The organism is Parolsenella sp. (genome assembly GCF_982402205.1).
This window is the reverse complement of the sequence record NZ_CEVYAT010000022.1, coordinates 1-17814: the sequence shown is the minus strand read 5'-3', so window position 1 is coordinate 17814 and position 17814 is coordinate 1. Positions and strand designations below refer to the sequence as shown.

At 68.2% G+C, this 17814-nt stretch carries 15 protein-coding genes and 1 pseudogene; 7 read left to right on the top strand and 9 right to left on the bottom strand.

The genetic code is table 11. The features are described from left to right. Window positions 1-103 precede the first annotated feature (103 nt). Window positions 104-898, bottom strand: a complete 795-nt coding sequence (locus AC1VTH_RS02640; protein WP_293673885.1) for a 7beta-hydroxysteroid dehydrogenase — start codon at window positions 896-898, stop codon at window positions 104-106. A 307-nt stretch (window positions 899-1205) separates the two neighbouring features. On the opposite strand from AC1VTH_RS02640, the gene AC1VTH_RS02635 reads away from it, so the two are divergent. The 4 genes from AC1VTH_RS02635 (at window position 1206) to AC1VTH_RS02620 (ending at window position 5358) form a co-directional block, all read left to right on the top strand. Further along, a complete protein-coding gene (locus AC1VTH_RS02635) occupies window positions 1206-2597 on the top strand; it encodes a transglutaminase-like domain-containing protein (protein WP_481334546.1) in 1392 nt (463 codons plus the stop codon). 32 nt (window positions 2598-2629) lie between these two features. Further along, window positions 2630-3901: a peptidase U32 family protein gene (locus AC1VTH_RS02630; protein ID WP_481334544.1), complete on the top strand. Its 1272-nt coding sequence runs from the start codon at window positions 2630-2632 to the stop codon at window positions 3899-3901. Continuing rightward, entirely contained in the window at window positions 3885-4685 is an 801-nt protein-coding gene (locus AC1VTH_RS02625; protein ID WP_293674182.1) for a U32 family peptidase, read from the top strand. The genes AC1VTH_RS02630 and AC1VTH_RS02625 overlap by 17 nt, the downstream gene beginning before the upstream one ends. 124 nt (window positions 4686-4809) lie before the next feature. Further along, window positions 4810-5358: a DJ-1/PfpI/YhbO family deglycase/protease gene (locus AC1VTH_RS02620; protein ID WP_481334543.1), complete on the top strand. Its 549-nt coding sequence runs from the start codon at window positions 4810-4812 to the stop codon at window positions 5356-5358. Between the two features lie 89 nt (window positions 5359-5447). On the opposite strand, the gene AC1VTH_RS02615 is transcribed toward AC1VTH_RS02620, so the two are convergent. From AC1VTH_RS02615 to AC1VTH_RS02580, 8 genes are all read right to left on the bottom strand, one after another. Beyond that, window positions 5448-6776 (bottom strand): homoserine dehydrogenase, encoded by a 1329-nt coding sequence (locus tag AC1VTH_RS02615; protein WP_481334541.1) that lies wholly within the window; start codon window positions 6774-6776, stop codon window positions 5448-5450. Between the two features lie 81 nt (window positions 6777-6857). Beyond that, entirely contained in the window at window positions 6858-7139 is a 282-nt protein-coding gene (locus tag AC1VTH_RS02610) for a hypothetical protein (RefSeq protein ID WP_481334540.1), read from the bottom strand. A gap of 102 nt (window positions 7140-7241) precedes the next feature. Beyond that, window positions 7242-9125, bottom strand: coding sequence for a DNA helicase RecQ (gene recQ / locus AC1VTH_RS02605; RefSeq protein ID WP_481334539.1), 1884 nt, complete (start codon window positions 9123-9125; stop codon window positions 7242-7244). Beyond that, window positions 9122-9754: an NUDIX hydrolase gene (locus AC1VTH_RS02600; RefSeq protein WP_301829727.1), complete on the bottom strand. Its 633-nt coding sequence runs from the start codon at window positions 9752-9754 to the stop codon at window positions 9122-9124. The genes recQ and AC1VTH_RS02600 overlap by 4 nt, the downstream gene beginning before the upstream one ends. Window positions 9755-9895: 141 nt before the next feature. After that, window positions 9896-10270 (bottom strand): YolD-like family protein, encoded by a 375-nt coding sequence (locus AC1VTH_RS02595; protein WP_481334537.1) that lies wholly within the window; start codon window positions 10268-10270, stop codon window positions 9896-9898. Next, entirely contained in the window at window positions 10263-11597 is a 1335-nt protein-coding gene (locus AC1VTH_RS02590; RefSeq protein ID WP_481334535.1) for a Y-family DNA polymerase, read from the bottom strand. The genes AC1VTH_RS02595 and AC1VTH_RS02590 overlap by 8 nt, the downstream gene beginning before the upstream one ends. Before the next feature lie 167 nt (window positions 11598-11764). Continuing rightward, complete coding sequence (locus tag AC1VTH_RS02585) at window positions 11765-12250, bottom strand: 6-pyruvoyl trahydropterin synthase family protein (RefSeq protein ID WP_481334534.1); 486 nt, start codon at window positions 12248-12250, stop codon at window positions 11765-11767. Window positions 12251-12268: 18 nt separating this feature from the next. After that, complete coding sequence (locus tag AC1VTH_RS02580; RefSeq protein WP_293673326.1) at window positions 12269-12619, bottom strand: helix-turn-helix domain-containing protein; 351 nt, start codon at window positions 12617-12619, stop codon at window positions 12269-12271. Between the two features lie 275 nt (window positions 12620-12894). Between AC1VTH_RS02580 and AC1VTH_RS02575 the strand changes: the two genes are divergently transcribed. The 3 genes and pseudogenes from AC1VTH_RS02575 to AC1VTH_RS02565 all read left to right on the top strand — a co-directional run. Then, a complete protein-coding gene (locus tag AC1VTH_RS02575; protein WP_481334532.1) occupies window positions 12895-14067 on the top strand; it encodes an exonuclease SbcCD subunit D in 1173 nt (390 codons plus the stop codon). After that, window positions 14068-17328: an AAA family ATPase gene (locus AC1VTH_RS02570; protein WP_481334530.1), complete on the top strand. Its 3261-nt coding sequence runs from the start codon at window positions 14068-14070 to the stop codon at window positions 17326-17328. Between the two features lie 18 nt (window positions 17329-17346). Continuing rightward, a pseudogene (locus AC1VTH_RS02565) lies at window positions 17347-17814 on the top strand (hypothetical protein); the annotation flags it as partial.

Here is a 17814-nt window from a genome sequence, read left to right as displayed (position 1 = left end):
AGTCCCTTGCGGCGTAGTTCTTATTTATGCCGTCCAAGTTTTGGGGTGCAGTTCATGGCTCGGGCGGGTGGGGATGCGGAGACGTTGAGCCGCGTGCGTGGCGCTAGTTCTCGTAGAAGGCGCCCATATAGGCGATGTACTCGTCCTCCGTGTGGTTGGCCTTCCAGTCGTGCACGCTGTTCTTGTTGCGCTCGCCGGCGATAACCGACATCTCATGGCCGAGCTTCTCGAACGCCTCGTCGGCGACCTGGTCGGGGGTGAGGGCGATCTTGACGACCGCGTCGCCGGCCGGGCCCTTGGGGAAGTTCTTCATGGCCGTGGGGGTGAGGGTGGTGCCCAGCGTGATGGCCTCGACGTCGACGCCGGTCTTCTTGGTCTCGTAGGCGACTGCCTCGGTGAGCTTGAGGATGTAGGCCTTGCCGGCGCCGTACTGGCCGTTGAACGGCGAGCCCGAGATGCCCGTCATGGACGAGACGTTGATGACGGCGCCACGGTCCTGGGCGGCGAACTGCTTCATGTAGTGGTAGAAGATGCGCAGGAAGCTGATGACGTTGACGTTGAGGCACTGCTCGTGGACGGCGAGGTCGACGTCCTGGAGGCGGCCAAAGTGGTGCAGACACGCCACGTAGCTCATGAAGCCCATGTCGAGGCCCTCGGTGGCGGCGAAGATCTTCTCGCAGGCGTCATCGGGCTGGGAGAGGTCGGCGCGTACGACCTTGTAGTCGACGCCGTACTCCTCCTTGAACTTCTCGGCCTTCTCGCGCATGAGCTCCTCGCGGCGGCCCACCATGACGAGGTTCATGCCGCCCTCGGCCAGCTTCTTGCAGAAGGCCTCGCCCACGCCTTCGGTGGCTCCAAGGACGATGCCCCACTCGCCGTACTTCTCCCTGAGATTCATGTGATGCCCCTGTTCTGCTTGGGTGCGGCGGGCGCCCCTGCCTACCGCCTGGATATGCGCGGCCGCGACGTTGACCACCGTATGCTGGACATTTGCTGCCGGTGACCGAATCGACGGCCAAGGGGGAGTATGGCCGCGGGCGTGCGGCATAGCCCAAATTTGCGGCGAACGGTGCCCCGCGGGTCCGGCGAGCGGTTGGTGCGAGCCTTGATGAGCTCGTTAGGGCTACCATGGGGCGTATGTGGCGCTGCGGACCTTGTGCCCGCAGCGCCCGCGTCATGACGAGAAGACGGGGAGCAAAGACGAGATGGGCGAATTCGACGCGACGAACGAGGACATCCGACACCTTGACGACGGGCTTCCCGCAGAGATCGCGCGCCTCAAGGACGCGGGCGAGCTCGCGCACGCCGTTCGCCTCATCGAGGACGAACTCGCCGCCGGAGCGCGCCCCGAGCTCGCCGCCTGCCTGCGTGCCGAGCGCGCCCGCATGCTGCGGGCGCCGCGCGACTTCTGCGTGACGCGCGAGCAGGCCCTGGCCCAGATTCGTGCCGAGTGGCCCGACTTTGGCGAGGGGGACCTCGACGCCCTCATTGACCGCGGGCGCATCGACTGGCGTCTCGTCGAGGGCGAGCAGCGTTTCCTCGCGAGCTTTCTCGACGCGCTGCGCAAGTATCCCGAGGAGGTGCCGGGGCTCTCGTGCCCTGCGTCCGACCGCACGGAGCAGCTCGCCACGATTGACGAGATGCGCGAGCGGGGTCACGCCGCGCGCCGCGTTCGCATCCGCGCGAGCATCGAGGCGGGCGAGGGTGTTGAGACTGGCGCCGACACGCCGGTGAGGTGCTGGCTGCCGCTGCCGGCCGCGTGCCCGCAGCAGGCGGACATGCGCGTGGTCGACGCCACGCCGGGCGGTATCGCTGCCGCCGAGGACGCGCCGCAGCGCACGATGTACTGGGAGCGGGAGGGCACGCGCGGCTTCTATGTCGAGTACGAGTACACGACCTGCGCCCCCTACGCAGACCTGTGGGTGGGCGCCCCGGCCGCGCCCGCACCGCGCGTCGGCATGGCTCCCGCGCCCTGCCTCGCCGACTTGCGGGAGGATCGGCCGCACGTTGCCTTTACCCCCTACCTGCGCGCGCTCGCGGACCGCATCTTTGCGGGCCTTGCCGAGGGCGACGCGCTGGGGCGCGCGCGGGCTGCCTATGACTACGTGACCAAGAACGTGGACTATCGCTTCCAGCCCGCCTATGTGTTGCTCGACGGCATTGCCGACAACTGCGCTAAGTCGCTGCGGGGAGACTGCGGCGTCTTTGCGCTCACGTTCATCACGCTGTGCCGCCTGGGTGGCGTGCCCGCCCGCTGGCAGAGCGGTCTGTATGCCGCACCCGACCATGTGGGCCCGCACGACTGGGCGATGTTTTACGTCGGGGGGCTGGGCTGGCTCTGGGCCGACTGCTCGTTTGGCTCCGCCGCCCGCCGCGATGGCGATGAGGCACGGCGCCGCTTCTACTTTGGCAACCTGGGGCCGTGGCGCATGGTGGCAAACGCGCAGTTCGAGGGTAATCTTGCGCCTGCCTGCGACGTGCTGCGCAACGATCCGTTCGACAACCAAGTGGGTGAGATGGTCGTGGGCGGCCACGGCCTGACCTCGCACGACTTTGCGTGGAAGGTTGAGCTCGTCTCGATGGAGCCTGCCGAGTAGGGCCCGCGCGAGCTTTGCTAGACTCGTAGCCCATGACACGCGAGCATGACATACCCGAGCTTCTGGCCCCCGCGGGCGACCGCGCGGCGTTCCTTGCCGCCATCGCCGGGGGAGCCGATGCCATCTACTGCGGCGTGACGGGCACCCTCAACGCGCGCCGTCGCGCGGGCGGCATATCGTTCGACGAGCTTGCGAGCCTGTGCAGCTTGGCTCATGCCCATGACGCCCGTGTCTACGTGACGATGAACGTGGTCGTGGCACAAGACGAGCTCGCCGGTGCCGTCGACGACGCCGTGCGCGTGCTTGACGCCGGGGCCGACGCCCTGATCATCCAGGACTGGGGTTTTCTGGTCGAGGTGCGTCGCCGGCTGCCCGGGGCCGAGATTCACGTGTCGACCCAGGCCAACGTGCACGACGCGCGTGGTGTGAGCCTGTGCGAGGAGCTGGGCGCGAGCCGCGTGACGCTCTCGCGCGAGCTGCCGCTGGAAGAGATCGCGGCGATTGCCGGGCGCACCAGCCTTGAGCTCGAGGTTTTCTCGCACGGGGCAATATGCCCCAGCTACTCGGGGGTATGCATGCTCTCGAGCTTTCTGCGCGAGGGCCGCTCTCCCAACCGTGGCATGTGCGCCCAGCCCTGCCGCCTGCCGTTTGACCTGGTGGGAGAGGAGGGCGTGCGCCTGCAGCCGGCCGAGCGCGAGCGCGCCCTGTGCACGCGCGACAACTGCGTGGTGGGAGACGTGCGTGCGCTCGCCCGTGCGGGCGTGGCCTCCCTCAAGCTCGAGGGCCGCATGAAGCCGAGCCCTTACGTCTATGCCGTGACGAGCGCCTACCGCGTGGCGCTCGACGCCCTCGCCGCGGGCGGGCAGCCTAACGGGGAGGCGCTGCGCCGCCGCCTCAAACGCAGCTTCAATCGAGGGCTCGTCGACTGCTACCTTCTCGGCGAGTCTGGCAACGGCCTCATGAGCTACGAGCGCAGCGGCAACCGAGGCGAGCTCGTGGGCCACGTGCTGGGCTTTGAGCCCGAGCCGGGCTTTGTCCCGCGCGACGGCCAGCAGCTAAGGGGCACCATCGAGCTTGAGCTCGACGCCCCAGTGGACGCCGGCGACTCGCTCGAGCTGCGCCACGCGAGCGAGCCCACGCGCTTCCTGGTGGTTGTGGCGCCGCGTGCGGTGGCTGCGGGCGAGCGCGTTGTGGTGAGGGTGCCGCGCGCCGTGCCGTCTGGCGCCGACGTGCGCGTGACGCGGAGCGTGGAGCTGGTGTGCGAGGCGGCCGAGGCGGTGAGCAGGCTTGAGCGAGAGCTGTGAGATCTGTGCGCTGGTGAGCGCCCCCGACGACGCGCGCGAGCTGCGCGAGGCCGGTGCCACCCGCATCTACCTCGACGTCATTGACCGTGAGCCTACAGAGGGGCTGGCGGATGAGGTGCGTCGCGGCCTGGTTGTGCCCGTGCTCGACGAGGTGTGTCGCGAGGGCGACCACGCCCGCCTTGATCCCTGGGTCATGGAGGGGCGGTCCGTTGCGGTGGGAAACGTCTCCGAGCTGGCGCTTGCTTGCGAGCGTGGTGCCCTGGCCGAGGCGCGCGGCTGCATTCCCGCGCACAACGCCGCTGCCCTGCGCGCGCTCGACGCCATGGGGGCTTGCCTCGCCTGGCTCTCGCCCGAGCTGTCGCTGGGCCAGATGTGCCGCCTTGCCCGCGCGGGCGCCCTGCCCGTTGGCGCGTGCGTCTTTGGTCGGCCGCGCCTCATGACCTGCGAACACTGCGCGCTGCAGGTTGCCTACGCGTGCGACCGCGACCATGCGAACTGTCCGTACCGTTACAAGAGCCACTGGCTCGTGAACATCGACGAGCGCGCCCTGCCCGTGAGGACCGATGGACGCGGTAGGTCGCGCGTCTACCTCGACGAGCCGGTTGACCTTGTGCCCGAGGCGCTCGAGCTGGCGCGGGCGGGGGTGGGCCGCCTGCTGGTTGACGCCAGGAACGTGCCCCTCGAGCAGGCGGCTCGCGGCGTTGGGCGCTGCGTGCGCGCCCTGGCGGGAGAGGCCGTGGAGCGTGAGGGCTGCGTGGGCCTCTCTGAGCGCGGCGTCGAGTAGGGCGCTTGTCTGCCGACCGCATGCCCCCGCTCGCGAATTAGAGGGTTTGCGGCCTACCTTTGATGCGTACGCTGCCACTGTTGGCAGAATCCTCGCGGCCTCGCGCCGCAACAAAGGAGGGAACATGGCAGACCTTACCGGAAAGAGCGCCCTGATCATCGTCGAGGGCTACGGCACCGAGGAGCCCGAGCTTCTCGAGCCTGCGAAGTTCCTGCGCGAGGCTGGCGCCGAGGTCACGATTGCCGCGGCGAGCAACCCTGTCGACTGCGTCACGGGCGACCGCTACGACTCTCAGCAGATCGTGCCAGACAAGAGCCTCGCCGAGGCCGGCGCCGAGGGCTACGACGTCCTCATCGTCCCGGGCGGCACCGTCAACATGGACCGTCTGCGCATCAGCCCCGAAGCGCACCGCATCATGCGTGAATTCATGGACGCCAAGAAGGTCGTGGCCTGCATCTGCCACGGCCCGTGGCTGCTCGTGAACGCCGGTGTCGCCAAGGGCAAGACGGTGACGAGCTGCGAGTTCAACCGCATCGACATGGAGAACGGCGGCTTCGTGTGGGTCGACGAGGAGGCCCACGTCGACGACTCCGACGGCCAGACGCTCATCACGAGCCGCTGCCCCGACGACATCCCGGCCTTCTGCGCCGCCATCGCCGCCGCGCTCGCCTAGGCGCCACGCATACGCAGATAGCGAGAGGAACCCTCCGAAGCTGGCTTCGGAGGGTTCCTCTTTGTGGCGATGAGTACTGTGAGCTGCGGCTAGTTGGCCATGACGCCATCGGTCCAGGCGTTGGTGTCCTCGATGCGCAGCACGTTGGCGACGGCGCGCACGCAGCTCGCCTGCGTGAGCTCGGCCGCGGCGGCCTGCATGTTCTTCTCGAGGGCCTCGTGCGTCAGGAAGATGACGGAGCAGGCGTCGCCGTCTGCCGTGCCGTCCTCGAGCTGGTTGATGAGCGAGATCGAGATGTCGTGCTTGGCGAAGACGTTGACGACCTCGGCGAGCGCGCCCACGCGGTCGGCGACGGCAAGGCGCACGTAGTACTTGGTTTCGAGCTCGTCCATGGGGCGCAGCGGCAGCGTGTGCTGGAAGGGCTCGGCCTCGGGCAGGGGCGCCGAGCCGTGGCTGATGGGATCGGCGAGGGTGAGGATGTCGCCCACGACGGCACTCGCGGTGGGGAAGGAGCCGGCGCCGGCGCCGTAGAACATCGTCTCGCCTACGGCGTCGCCCACGACGTACACGGCGTTCATGGCGCCGGAGACCTTGGCGAGCTGGTGGTCGAGCGGGATCATCGTGGGGTGTACGCGCACGTCGACGCCGTCGCTGGTGTTGCGGGCGATGCCAAGTAGCTTGATGGTGTAGCCAAGCTCGTGCGCGGCGGCGATATCCTCAGCGGCGATGGTGCGGATGCCCTGCTGGAAGACGTCGTCGGTGGTGACGCGGGTGCGGAAGCCAATCGAGGCGAGGATGGCCGTCTTGCTTGCGGCGTCAAAGCCGTCGACGTCGGCCGAGGGATCGGCCTCGGCGTAGCCCTTGGCCTGGGCGTCTGCCAGGACGTCGGCGTAGTCGGCGCCCTCGGACTCCATGCGCGACAGGATGTAGTTGGTGGTGCCGTTGAGGATGCCGGCGATGGTGAGGATCTTGTTGCCCACGAGGTCGTGCTCGAGGGTGCTCACGATGGGGATGCCGCCGCCGCAGCTCGCCTCGCACTTGAGCTGCACGCCGTTGGCGCGTGCCTTGGCGGCAAGCGCCTCGACGTGACGGCCGAGCAGGGCCTTGTTGGCGGTGACGACGTGCTTGCCGTTGGCGAAGGCCGCCTCGTAGATCTCGGTGGCGGGGTGCTCGCCGCCGATGAGCTCGACCACGACGTCGACGGCCGGGTCGCTCACGACGTCGTGCCAGTCGGCGGTGAAGGTGTCGTCGGCGATGCCGCAGGCGCGGGCCGCCTCGGGGTCGAGCGCGCAGGCGCGGGCGATGCCCAGGTCGATGCCATAGCTGGCAAGATACTCGTTGTGGTGGCTCAGGATGAGGCGGGCGACGCCGCCGCCCACGGTGCCCAGGCCGATGATGCCAACGTTCACGGTGCGCATGTGCTCTCCTTTGCGTAGCTGTACCGCGCAGATGGGCGCGGCGGTGTGTTTGTGCTCTGTGCGATTGTAGCGGACGGGCCGCTAGCCTCGCTCGAGGCGGCTCTCGCGAGCCGCCGCTATCTCGGCGTTAATCTCGTCGATTTCCTTGAGGCCGTCGATGTGGGGCGCGTAGGCCTTCCAGGGGTCGCCCGACCCCAGGCGGCACGAGCCGCAGTTGTCGCAGCTGCCCTCGCCACACCACGACAGCGAGCGCTCGATGATCTCGATACGCTGCTCGCGCGTGGTGTCCTTGATGAGGCGACTGGGCGAGAGGCCCAGCGCCGCGAGCGCCTCCTGGACCGAGCTCTTGGTGGCGTTGTCCATGCAAATTATCTCCTAGCGCGATTGTAGGAATACGATGCGAGGTGCGTGCCGCGCCACGCCGGGCCGCCTGGCGAAGTTCACCGATCAGAAACGCTCGGGCGGCTAGGCGGGCGCGTTGGCGATGGCCTCGAGGAAGGCCTCCCCGTAGCGCTCGGCCTTCTTGGCGCCCACGCCGCTTACCTCGAGCAGCTCCTCCGTGCTGCGGGGGCGCTTGCGGCACATGTCCTCGAGCGTGGCGTTGTTGAAGATGAGGTAGGGCGGAATCTGCTGCTCGCGGGCGAGTTCGGTGCGCAGCGTGCGCAGGGCCGAGAAGAGCTGGGCCTGCTCGGGCGTGAGGTCTGCGCGCTCCGCCGATGCGTCCTGGGCGGTACGGGCGTGCCTTGCCGGTCGCGGCCTGCCCTTGGCAACCTTGACGAGGAGGGGCTCGGTCGAGCGCAGGAAGGCGCCGCTGCGGGCGGTGAGGGTAATGGTGGGGAAGTTGCCCGCCGAGCGGCCGAGCACGCCGCGGTAGACGAGCTCGTCGATGAGCGAACGAATCTGCGGCACGGGGACGTCTGCCATGATGCCGTAGGTCGACAGGGCGTCGTAGCCGCGCTCGAGCACGCGGGCGGCGTGCGAGCCACGCAGGATGTCGACGATGAGGCCCGCGCCAACGCTCTCGGCATGCATTCCCTGCGCGCGGGCCTGCTGGCGCACGCAGGCCACGCAGCTCACGATCTTGAGAGCGTTGGTGCGCTCGTCCGTCTCCTCGAAGTCTGCGAGGCAGTTCGAGCAGTTGCCGCAGTAGGCCGGGGCCTCCTCGCCAAAGTAGCGCAGGATGAACGAGCGCAGGCAGTTGGTGGTAGTGGCGTAGAAGACCATCTGGCGCAGGCGGGCGTCGTCTGCCTGGCGCAGCTGCTCGAGCTGCTCGGGCGTGAGGTCCGAGCGCTCGGTGCGCGAGAGGAGAAACTCCGCCGTGTGGACGTCCGCGGGGCTGTAGAGCAGCAGGCACTCGGCCGCCGTGCCGTCGCGGCCGGCACGGCCCGCCTCCTGGTAGTAGTTCTCGAGCGAGAGTGGCAGGTTGTAGTGCACGACGTAGCTCACGTTGCTCTTGTCGATGCCCATGCCAAAGGCGTTCGTGGCCACCATGACGGCCTTGCGGTCATAGATGAAGTCTGCCTGGTTGCGCTCGCGCTCGTCGGGGGAGAGACCCGCGTGGTAGCGGGTGGCGGCGATGCCGCGCTCGCAGAGGTCGTCGCAGACCTGCTCGACGGAGCGGCGGCTCATGCAGTAGATGATGCCGCTGCGCTCCGGCCGGTCGGCGACGAAGCGCGCGAGCGCTTCGTCCTTGGCGCGCCTGCTTGTGGGCCGCTCGACCGCAAACGAGAGGTTGGGCCTGTCGAAGCTCGCCACGACGCGCAGGGGGTTCTCGAGGCCAAGGGAGCCCTCGATGTCCTCGCGCACCTGGCGGGTGGCGGTTGCGGTGAGCGCCATGACGGGGCAGCGGGTCTCGAGTTGGTCGACGAACTCGCGAATGCGCTGGTAGCTGGGACGAAAGTCGTTGCCCCACTGCGAGATGCAGTGGGCCTCGTCGATGGCGAGCAGGCGGGGCGGCTGCTCGTGCGTCAGGTCGAGAAAGGCGGGGTCGTCGAGGCGCTCGGGCGCCACGTAGAGCAGCGTGAGCTCGCCCGCCCGCGCCTGGTCGAGAATCTGGAGGCGGTCGGGCGCGGCGAGCGAGCTGTTGAGGCAGGCCGCGGCGACGCCCAACTCGCGCAGGGCGCAGACCTGGTCGCTCATGAGCGAGATGAGGGGCGACACCACGACGGTGAGGCCGCCGAGGGCCAGGGCGGGCACCTGGTAGCAGATCGACTTGCCTGCCGAGGTGGGCATGATGGCCATGACGTCTTGCCCGGCAAGGGCGGCGTCGATGATCTGCTCCTGGTGCGCGCGAAAGCTTGGGTAGCCAAAGACGCGCCGCAGGATGTCGAGGGGAGACTCGCTTGTCATGAGCGCATCTCCGCCTGGCCGGCGGCACGCGCGACATCCCCTGCCTGCGGCGCGGGCCGTGGCGTTGCCGGTTGTGCCTGGTCGCTCAGCAGGCCGCGCGCCTGCGCACGCGCCCAGGCCGCGAGCCCCGCGCCGTGGCGGAACTCGCCGCTTGCGATGAGGCCCTCGAGATGGGAGAGGGGCACCACCCGCTGGCGTATGTCCTCGCTGGCGTCTGGGCGCGCGTCACTCGTCTGCCCGCCGCAGCGGGCAAGGAACAGGTGGATCGTCTCAGCGGTGGCACCGGGCGAGGGGTGGAAGGGGCCCAGGTCAACGAGCTCGGAGGCCACGTAGCCCGTCTCCTCGGCCAGTTCGCGCGCCGCCGTGTCGCGGGGCTGCTCGCCTTCGTCGATGGCGCCGGCCGGAAGCTCGACCTGCATGCTGCCCGTGGCGGGGCGGAACTGGCGGATGAGCACGGTCTGGGGCTCACCCTCGCCCTCGATGAGGGGCAGGACGCACACGCCCGGGCGAATGCGTATGAACGAGTAGGGAAAGTCAGCGTCGTTGACGTGCAGCCTGCCAACGGAGACCTCGAAGCGGTCTGCCTCGAGGCGCCGCCTCTCCTCGTACCTCGCTGTCTGTTCTGCCATGCGGGCTCCTCTCGTGTCCGTGCCATTGTACGCGCGGACGCCCCGGGTGGTTGCCGCCCGTGCTGGCCGTGCGGGACTACGCCCGTGGTGACGGAACCGCCGACCCCGCCCTCCGTGCCTCGGCGAGGCGTCGGACCGTGCCTAGCCGAGCCAGTCGATTTCCCAGATGTCCTCGAACAGGATGCGCCTGCTCGAGCGGGAGCCGCCCTGCGTGAGCTCGAGCGTCCTGAAGGCGGCGTCGATCTGGCGCACCGTACCCACGCAGGTCTCGTAGGAGTCCCGCGCGTAGTAGGTGACGCGCACCTCGCTGCCCTTGCCCAGGCGCGAGAGCATTCGCGAGATCTGCTCGGTGCGCTCCTCGGTCATGGTGTGGCGCGGCTCGCGGACGCGCTCCTGCTCGCGCACGACGTCGTAGTAGCCGGTGAGGGCTGCGAACGGCATGAACTGCGCGGCGTCGGTTGGGGTGGCGGCGCGTGCCACGGGCGAGCTCTCCGAACCAAGAAGGCTGTTATGCATGGTGTCCTCCCACCTGTGCGTTGCGGTCGCGCCCCGTGGCCTCCTCGCGGAGGCTTCGGCCGCGGATGATCGCGTTCTTTCCAAACCGCTGCTTTACGGCGAGCGTCGTGGCGACGAGCCTGCGCTCAGTCTCCTCGGCCTGCACGTCTACGAACAGCGTGGGCTCGGCAAGGCTCTGGGAGATGAGGGCGCCAAGGCCTATGCTCAGGCGCTTGACCTTGCGCCGCGTGTCCACGACCTCGGCAAACAGGCGCTCGACCTCGCGCATGAGCGCCTCGCGCGACGAGGTGTGGGCCGCGAGCTTGTGCGAGGCCGCGGCGTGCGGGCCGCGCCGGACGCAGGCGAGCTCCCAGTCCGTCACATCCATGTGGTAGCCAACCCATAGCGAGACGTGGCCGCAGGCCAGGCCCTTGCCGATGAGGTCGAGAACGCCCTCGTCGACCATCTCGCGCACGACGGTGAGCGCCTCGTCTGCCGTGTAGGGGTGCGTGAGCACCTGGCCCACGCTGATGGAGTGCTGCTGCGGCTCGTAGGCTTGGATCTGGCCAATGGTGCAGTTCTCGATGCCGCGGGCGTGCTCGGCGAGGTGGACCGCGTTGACGCCGAACTCGCGGCGCAGGGTTGCCTCGTCGATGGCGACGACCCCCGCGAGGTCGTAGGCGCCCAGGCGGGCGAGCCTGCGCGCGATGCCCGGGCCCACCTGCCAGATGTCCGTGATGGGACGATGGCGCCAGATCTTCTGGCGAAACGTGGGGCCGTCGAGCACGCCGATGTGGCTGGGCTCGTGCTTGGCGAGGATGTCGAGCGCCACCTTGGCGAGGAAGAGGTTGGTGCCCACGCCGGCCGTGGCACAGATGCGCGTCTCGGCATAGACGGTGTCCATGAGCATACGCGCGAGGCCTGCCCCGTCTGCCTGGTAGAGCGCAAGGTAGGGCGTGGCGTCGATGAAGCACTCGTCGATCGAGTAGACGTGGATGTCTTCCTTGGCAATGAAGCGCAGATAGATGCTATAGATTTGCGCCGATACCTCCATGTAGCGGCGCATGTGGGGCCTGATGGCGCGGTAGCGGATGTTCTTGGGAATCTGGAACAGCCGTGGGCGGCCCGACAGGCCGCAGGCCTTGATTGCGGGGGAGAGCGCCAGGCAGATGGTGCCGGGGCCGCGGCTCGTGTCTGCCACGACGAGGTTGGTCTTAAACGGGTCGAGCCCAAGGTCCGCGCACTCGACGGAGGCGTAGAAGCTCTTGAGGTCGATGCAGAGGTAGACGTGCCCCGTGTCTGTGGGGTCGTCGGGCATGGCCGCGCGCCGGGGTGTGGTGCCTGTCATGTGCCTCGCCTCCGCTCGCAAACACGTGTTCGTTTTCCCGTGAACCCATGATGCAACGCGAATCGGACACTAAGGACGGCGATTCTGAAACGACCACAAGGCCGTCACGCTATGTTCGGGTGTTGACAGCGGGGCACCCCAGTGCAAATGGAGCGGCAAAGCTGCAGCTAGCGGCCTACGTGACCGCTTGCAGCGTAGAAGGCGCGGTTGTTGGGCGTCTCGTCGACCTCGACCTGCGAGACGGGCAGGCCGCGCTGCTCGAGGCGCTCGTAGAACCAGCGGGCGAGGTTCTCGGTCGTGGTGCGGAAGGGCAGGATGGTCAGGGTGAAGCCCTCGCTCTCGAGTGCCGCGATGGTCGCGGGCGCAAGCGACCCCTCCTCGACGAGGAAGGTGTGGTCGAGCTCGCCTGCTACCTCGGCGACGACGCGCTTGAAGACGCCAAAGTCGACGACCATGTCGCGCATCGTGCCGTCGCCGGTCTGCGTACCGTCCTCGCGAAGGCCGCCTCCGACGCCGGTGCCGTCCTGCAGCTGCTCGACCTCGATCGTGGCGACGACGCGCCAGCGGTGGCCGTGGAGGTTCTCGCACTTGCCGTAGTAGTTGGTGAGGAAGTGGGCACCGTCGAAGTGGGCCTCGGCCTGCAGTCCGTACATGTGACCTCCGAGCTGGAGTTATATGGTCGTTACGCCGTCGCGGTGCTGCCCTGTCCAGGCTGGGTCGAGGTTTTGGCCGGCTAGGGTCGCGCGTCCGGTGACGGAGCTATCGTACTCGACCACGAGCAGCTCGCTCACGTCCATTTCAAATGCGCTGGCAATCGAGAGGAGCGACGACAGGCGAGGGTTGGCGGGCTTGTCCTCGTCAAGGATGCCGCGCTCGTACTTTTGGTAGGTGTTCGTGTTCATGCCGGCAAGCTCGGCGACCTTCTCCTGGGTGAGGCCCCTGCTTTCGCGCAGGCTGCGCAGACGCAGAGCGAACTTCTTCGCAAAGGCGCAGGTGAGGGAGTATGTGTCTTGAGTCGGCATGGCTCAAATATGTGGTTTGTGGCCGCATTCCACCACCCCTTATAAGTGGTTTTACCGCCTATAAGCGGTGGGGAGACATGCGGGTGGGCCGTTTGGCCCACGCCCTGTGCGCCCGGCGACGCGGGGCGCGGGGACGGGGGGGACGGGTCTTTTGTCCCCAATCTGCGGAGACGGAAGACCGGCCCCCTGTCACGTGACTGAGAAATAGTGTCAGGGGCGAGCAATACAATGGAGACAATTGGAATTCGATCCCGGTTCGACCCTAGGGAGGGGCCATGAGGCTGCTGCACATCTCGGATTTGCACATCGGAAAGTCGGTGTGCGAGTTTTCCCTGCTCGAGGACCAGCGCCATGTGCTCGAGCAGGTCATAGGAATGATTGGCGGGCGCGGCGTCGATGCGGTGCTCGTCGCGGGCGACCTCTATGACCGCTCGATGCCCAGCGCGGACGCCGTGGCCCTCGTCGATTGGTTCCTCGCCCAGCTCGCCGCCACGGGCGTCCCGGCCATCGTGACCGCGGGCAACCATGACTCGGCCGAGCGCGTGGCCTATGCCTCGAGCCTGCTCGCCAACCAGGGCATCCACGTGTCGCCGGTCTTCGACGGCCGTATCGAGCCCGTGCGCCTGACAGACGAGCTTGGCCCGGTCGACGTCTGGCCCATTCCCTTCCTGCAGCCCGCAACGGTGCGCCACTTCTTTCCGGACGCGCAGGTCTTGGACTACACCGACGCCCTGCGCGTGGTGGTCGACGCCTGCGAGCTGCGTGATGTTGACGAAGAGGGCCGGCGCGTGCGCAACGTCTGCGTGGCCCACCAGTTCGTGACGAGTGGCGGCATCTCGCCCGAGCGCTGCGCCTCGGAGCTGTCGCTGGGCGGCATGGACAACGTCGACGCGAGCGTATTCGACCCGTTTGACTACGTGGCACTGGGGCACGTCCACGGTGCCCAGCGCGTGGGCCACGATGCCGTGCGCTACTCTGGCTCCATCCTCAAGTACTCCCTCTCCGAGTGGCGCGGCCAGAAGTCAGCCACCCTGGTCGAGCTGGGCAAGCCCGGCGACGAGCCCGCCATCGAGCTCGCGGCGCTTGAGCCCCTCCATGACCTGCGCCGCCTGCGAGGGCCGCTCGAGCGCCTCGTGTCGAGCGAGGTCGCTGGCGAGCCCGGAACCAGCCGCGAGGACTACATCTACGCCGTGCTGACCGACGAGAACCCCGTGCTTGACGCCCTGGCGCAGCTGCGCGAGGTCTATCCCAACGTCATGAGCCTCGAGTATGACAACGCCCGAACGCGCGCCGCCGGCGTGTCCTCGGACGCCCCGGCCGCGGGCGAGGACGGCACGAGCCCGCTTGACCTGTTCTGCGAGTTCTACGAGCTGCAGAACGGAAGCGAGCTCACGGATGCCCAGCGCGGCGTGGTCGTCGACGAGCTCAAGAAGATTGAGGAGAAGTAGATGAGACCCACCAAACTCACCATCAGCGCGTTTGGCCCCTATGCGGGCGAGGTCACCATCGACTTCGACCGCCTGGGCGCGCACGGCCTCTACCTCATCTGCGGTGACACGGGTGCCGGCAAGACCACCATCTTCGACGCGATCTCGTTTGCCCTGTTTGGGCAGGCGAGCGGCTCGGACCGCACCACGCGCAGCCTGCGCAGCGACTTTGCCAAGAAGGAGACGCCCACCTACGTTGAGCTCGAGTTCGTTCACCATGGCAAGGCCTACACCGTGCGCCGCAACCCCGAGTACGAGCGCCCCAAGAAGCGCGGCGAGGGCATGGCGACGCAGCTCGCCGGCGTAAGCTTCATGGCTGGGGGCGAGGCGCCCATCACGCGCATGAAGGAGGCCAACGAGGCAATCCAGGAGCTGCTGGGCATCGACCGCAACCAGTTCTCGCAGGTGGTGATGATCGCGCAGGGAGACTTCCGCCGCCTCCTCAAGGCAGACACCAGCGAGCGCGGCAAGATCATGCGCAGGCTCTTTGGCACGGCTCCCTACGAGAGCTTCCAGAGGGCCCTGAAAGCCCGCGCGGGCGAGCTCGAGGAGCAGGGCCGCGCAGGCAGGGAGAAGCTCCTTGCCCTCGTGCCCAACATCCAGGTGGAGGGCGAGGAGCGTGCAGAGAGGGCGGAGGCCCTGTGTGAGGCCTCGCTGCCCAACGCCGACGAGGCCCTGGCCCTTATCGCAGAGCAAGACGAGGCCGATGGGCGGGCGCTCGTTGCCCTTGACAAGACGTGCGCCAGTGCGGCCAGCGAGGTCGAGCGGCTCGTGACCCTGGCAGACCGCGCGACCCGCCTTGCCGATTGCAAGAGGCAACTTGCGCAGGCCGCCGGCGAGTTTGTGGCGGCGGGGCAGAAGGTGGCGCCCGCGCGCGACAAGCTTGCGGAGCTCGAGGCGCGCAAGCCCGCCCGCGAGGGACTTGCCGCCCAGGTGGCACGCCTTGACCAGGAGCTCGAGGCGTTCAGGAGGCTCGACGAGGCAAGGGCCGAGGAGGTCAAGGCCGCCCGGGAGGCCAAGGCGAAGCAGAGCGCTGCCGAGAAGCTCGCCATCGACCATGACGGTGCGTGCGAACGGCTCGAGCTGGGGCGTGCCCGCATGGCTGCGCACGCGGATGCCCCCGTTGAACTCGAGCGCGCCAAGGGCGATCAAGACGCGGCACGGAAGGCATTCGAGGAGGCCAAGGAGGCCTGCGAGCGCCTCGCCGAGCTTGCGCACCGCCAGGCCGAGCTCGAGAAGCTGGGGGATGCCGCGAAGGCCAAGGAAGACGAGCTGGAGCAGGCGGAGTCCAACCTTGAGGCGGCGTGTGCCGAGCTTGAGGGCTTGAACGACCGCGCGACCTCGCTGGCCGGCGCGCCAGCCGAGTGCGAGCGCGCCAGGGCAGCCGTCGTTGAACTTGGACGCAAGCTTGCTGAGGCGCGCGCGAACTACCAGGAGGTTCATGCACGCGAGGTTGCCGTTGCCGAGCGCTCTGACGAGCTGGAGAGGGCAACGAGCGTCTACGCTGCGGCTCGTACCGAGATGAATGCGAAGGACGGGGCCTACACGGCGCTTCGCCAGGCCTTCCTCGATGGTCAGGCGGGCGTGCTGGCCGCCGAGCTCAGGGAGGGCGAGCCCTGTCCCGTGTGCGGCTCGACCGCGCATCCCCATCCCACGGTGCACAAGGGCGCGGTTCCCACGCGCGACGAGCTCGACCGTGCCAAGGAGAGGGCGGACAAGGCAGCGGGTTGCGCCAACGAGAAGTCCGCCGCCGTGGCCGCGGCCCGCAAACAGGCCGAGACCGCGCAGGCAGAGCTCGATGCCGCCGTAGAACGCCTTGGCACCTGCGAGCAGATCGAGGCGCTGGGCGCCAAGCTGACGGGCGAGAAGAAGGGGGCAGACCGAGAGCTTGCCGTTCTTCTCGCACGCGTCGATGAGCTCGAGAAAAACGAAATCCTGGTCGCTCGGGCCGAGAAGTGCCAGGTCACCCTTCAGGAGCGAGCGGCTGCCTGCCAGGATGCGGCAAACGAGGCACAGGCCAGGTTCAGGGAGCGCGAGGCCGCCCTCAACGAGTTCGCGGGGACGCTCTTGGAGCGGGACGCCCAAGCGGCCAACGTCGCCCTCGCCGTCGCGGGGGATGCGCTCGCTGGCGCGGAAGAGCGCGTGCAGGTGGCCACCCGTGCCGTCGGTGAGCTGAAAGAGGCCAAGGAGCGCGTGGCTTCCAGCGAAAAGGAGGTTGCCGCGCTCGAGGAGGCGATGGGGGCGGCTCGGGAGGAGGCCGCTGTCGCGCAGCGCGAGCTGGCGAGCGCCCACGCTGCCGCCGAGGCGATTGGCGCGCAGCTGAGCTCGGGCTCTCGCGAGGAGGTCGAGTCTGAGCGGGCGCGCAAGAGCGCCCTCGTCGAGGACTTCGACTGCCAGCTCGAAGCCGCCCAGGCGAAGGCTGCGGAACTGGAGCGCCAGCTCAACGTGCTCGAGGAGCGCAAGCGCGGCCTCGAGGGGCAGGTCGCGCGGCTTGAGCATGATGGCGGGTCCGCCGAGGATGCCGCCGCACAGCTTGCCGCTGCCCGTACCGAGAAAGCGCGTGTGGACGAGGAGCGTGAGATGGTCCGTGCGCGCAGGAAGGCCAACGCGAGCTTGGCCGGCCAGATCGGGGCACTGGGTGGAGAGGCGCGCGACCTCGCAACTCGCCTGGCCGAGATGGACACGCTGTCGAGGACGGCAAACGGCCAGCTCTCGGGCAAGAGGCGCGTGAGCTTCGAGACGTACCTGCAGATGCGTTGGCTCGACCGCGTGCTTGCGGCGGCAAACCAGCGCCTCTCCGTCATGACCGACGGCCGCTACGAGCTCGTTCGCCGCGGGTTTTCCGCCGAGACCTCGGGCAGTGCGCAAACGGGCCTTGACCTCGATGTTCTTGACGCTTTCACGGGCAAGGAGCGCGACGCGTCATCGCTCTCGGGCGGCGAGTCGTTCAAGGCATCCCTTGCCCTGGCGCTGGGGCTGTCCGACGTGGTTCAAGCGCATGCCGGTGGCATCGAGCTCGACACGATGTTCGTCGACGAGGGCTTTGGCACGCTCGACGAGGAGTCGCTCGCCCTCACGATGCGCACACTCACGGGCCCCGAGAACGGCAACAAACTCGTGGGCATCATCAGCCACGTCGAGCTGCTGCGCCAGAGCATTGGGCACAAGATCGTGGTCGAGCGCGGGCGCACCGGTTCTACGTTGCGCGTCGAGGAGGGGTAGATAAGCAGTGAGCTGCCCATGCTGGTATTCGACGAGAAGGAGCACGCCATGAACGAGCTCGAGAAGACCGAGACGCGGCAACCGGCTGGGCAGCCCGTGCCCACCCCTTCGCCCGAAGGCAGCGAGCCCCTGAGCCGGCGCGCCAAGATCATTGGCTGCGTGGCCATGGTGCTCATCGCGCTGCTGAGCTTCTTCCCACTGGCGACGCTTGCCTCCTCTCCCGACACGCATGCCGGTACCATCGAGGCGCTCGACAAGAAGGCGGCGGACGTCACGGCCCTCGTGGGTGCCTCGACGGCGGCCTCGGTTGCCACGTCGTTCTTCCCGGGAGGTTCGGGAATCTCGGGCAAGCTGCTCGACATCGCGGCCAACCTGGGCATAGTGCTTGCGGCAATCTATCTCGAGAAGTACCTGCTTACGATTCTGGGGCTTGCGGCTTGCAGAATTGTGGTGCCACTGGCGTGCGGCTTGGGAGCCGTGTTGCTC

Bases quoted from the DNA above. Each gene is read 5' to 3' on its own strand.
- AC1VTH_RS02640 (WP_293673885.1), bottom strand. From the start codon at position 898: ATGAATCTCAGGGAGAAGTACGGCGAGTGGGGCATCGTCCTTGGAGCC.
- AC1VTH_RS02635 (WP_481334546.1), top strand. From the start codon at position 1,206: ATGGGCGAATTCGACGCGACGAACGAGGACATCCGACACCTTGACGAC.
- AC1VTH_RS02630 (WP_481334544.1), top strand. From the start codon at position 2,630: ATGACACGCGAGCATGACATACCCGAGCTTCTGGCCCCCGCGGGCGAC.
- AC1VTH_RS02620 (WP_481334543.1), top strand. From the start codon at position 4,810: ATGGCAGACCTTACCGGAAAGAGCGCCCTGATCATCGTCGAGGGCTAC.
- AC1VTH_RS02615 (WP_481334541.1), bottom strand. From the start codon at position 6,776: ATGCGCACCGTGAACGTTGGCATCATCGGCCTGGGCACCGTGGGCGGC.
- AC1VTH_RS02610 (WP_481334540.1), bottom strand. From the start codon at position 7,139: ATGGACAACGCCACCAAGAGCTCGGTCCAGGAGGCGCTCGCGGCGCTG.
- recQ (WP_481334539.1), bottom strand. From the start codon at position 9,125: ATGACAAGCGAGTCTCCCCTCGACATCCTGCGGCGCGTCTTTGGCTAC.
- AC1VTH_RS02600 (WP_301829727.1), bottom strand. From the start codon at position 9,754: ATGGCAGAACAGACAGCGAGGTACGAGGAGAGGCGGCGCCTCGAGGCA.
- AC1VTH_RS02595 (WP_481334537.1), bottom strand. From the start codon at position 10,270: ATGCATAACAGCCTTCTTGGTTCGGAGAGCTCGCCCGTGGCACGCGCC.
- AC1VTH_RS02590 (WP_481334535.1), bottom strand. From the start codon at position 11,597: ATGACAGGCACCACACCCCGGCGCGCGGCCATGCCCGACGACCCCACA.
- AC1VTH_RS02585 (WP_481334534.1), bottom strand. From the start codon at position 12,250: ATGTACGGACTGCAGGCCGAGGCCCACTTCGACGGTGCCCACTTCCTC.
- AC1VTH_RS02580 (WP_293673326.1), bottom strand. From the start codon at position 12,619: ATGCCGACTCAAGACACATACTCCCTCACCTGCGCCTTTGCGAAGAAG.
- AC1VTH_RS02575 (WP_481334532.1), top strand. From the start codon at position 12,895: ATGAGGCTGCTGCACATCTCGGATTTGCACATCGGAAAGTCGGTGTGC.
- AC1VTH_RS02570 (WP_481334530.1), top strand. From the start codon at position 14,068: ATGAGACCCACCAAACTCACCATCAGCGCGTTTGGCCCCTATGCGGGC.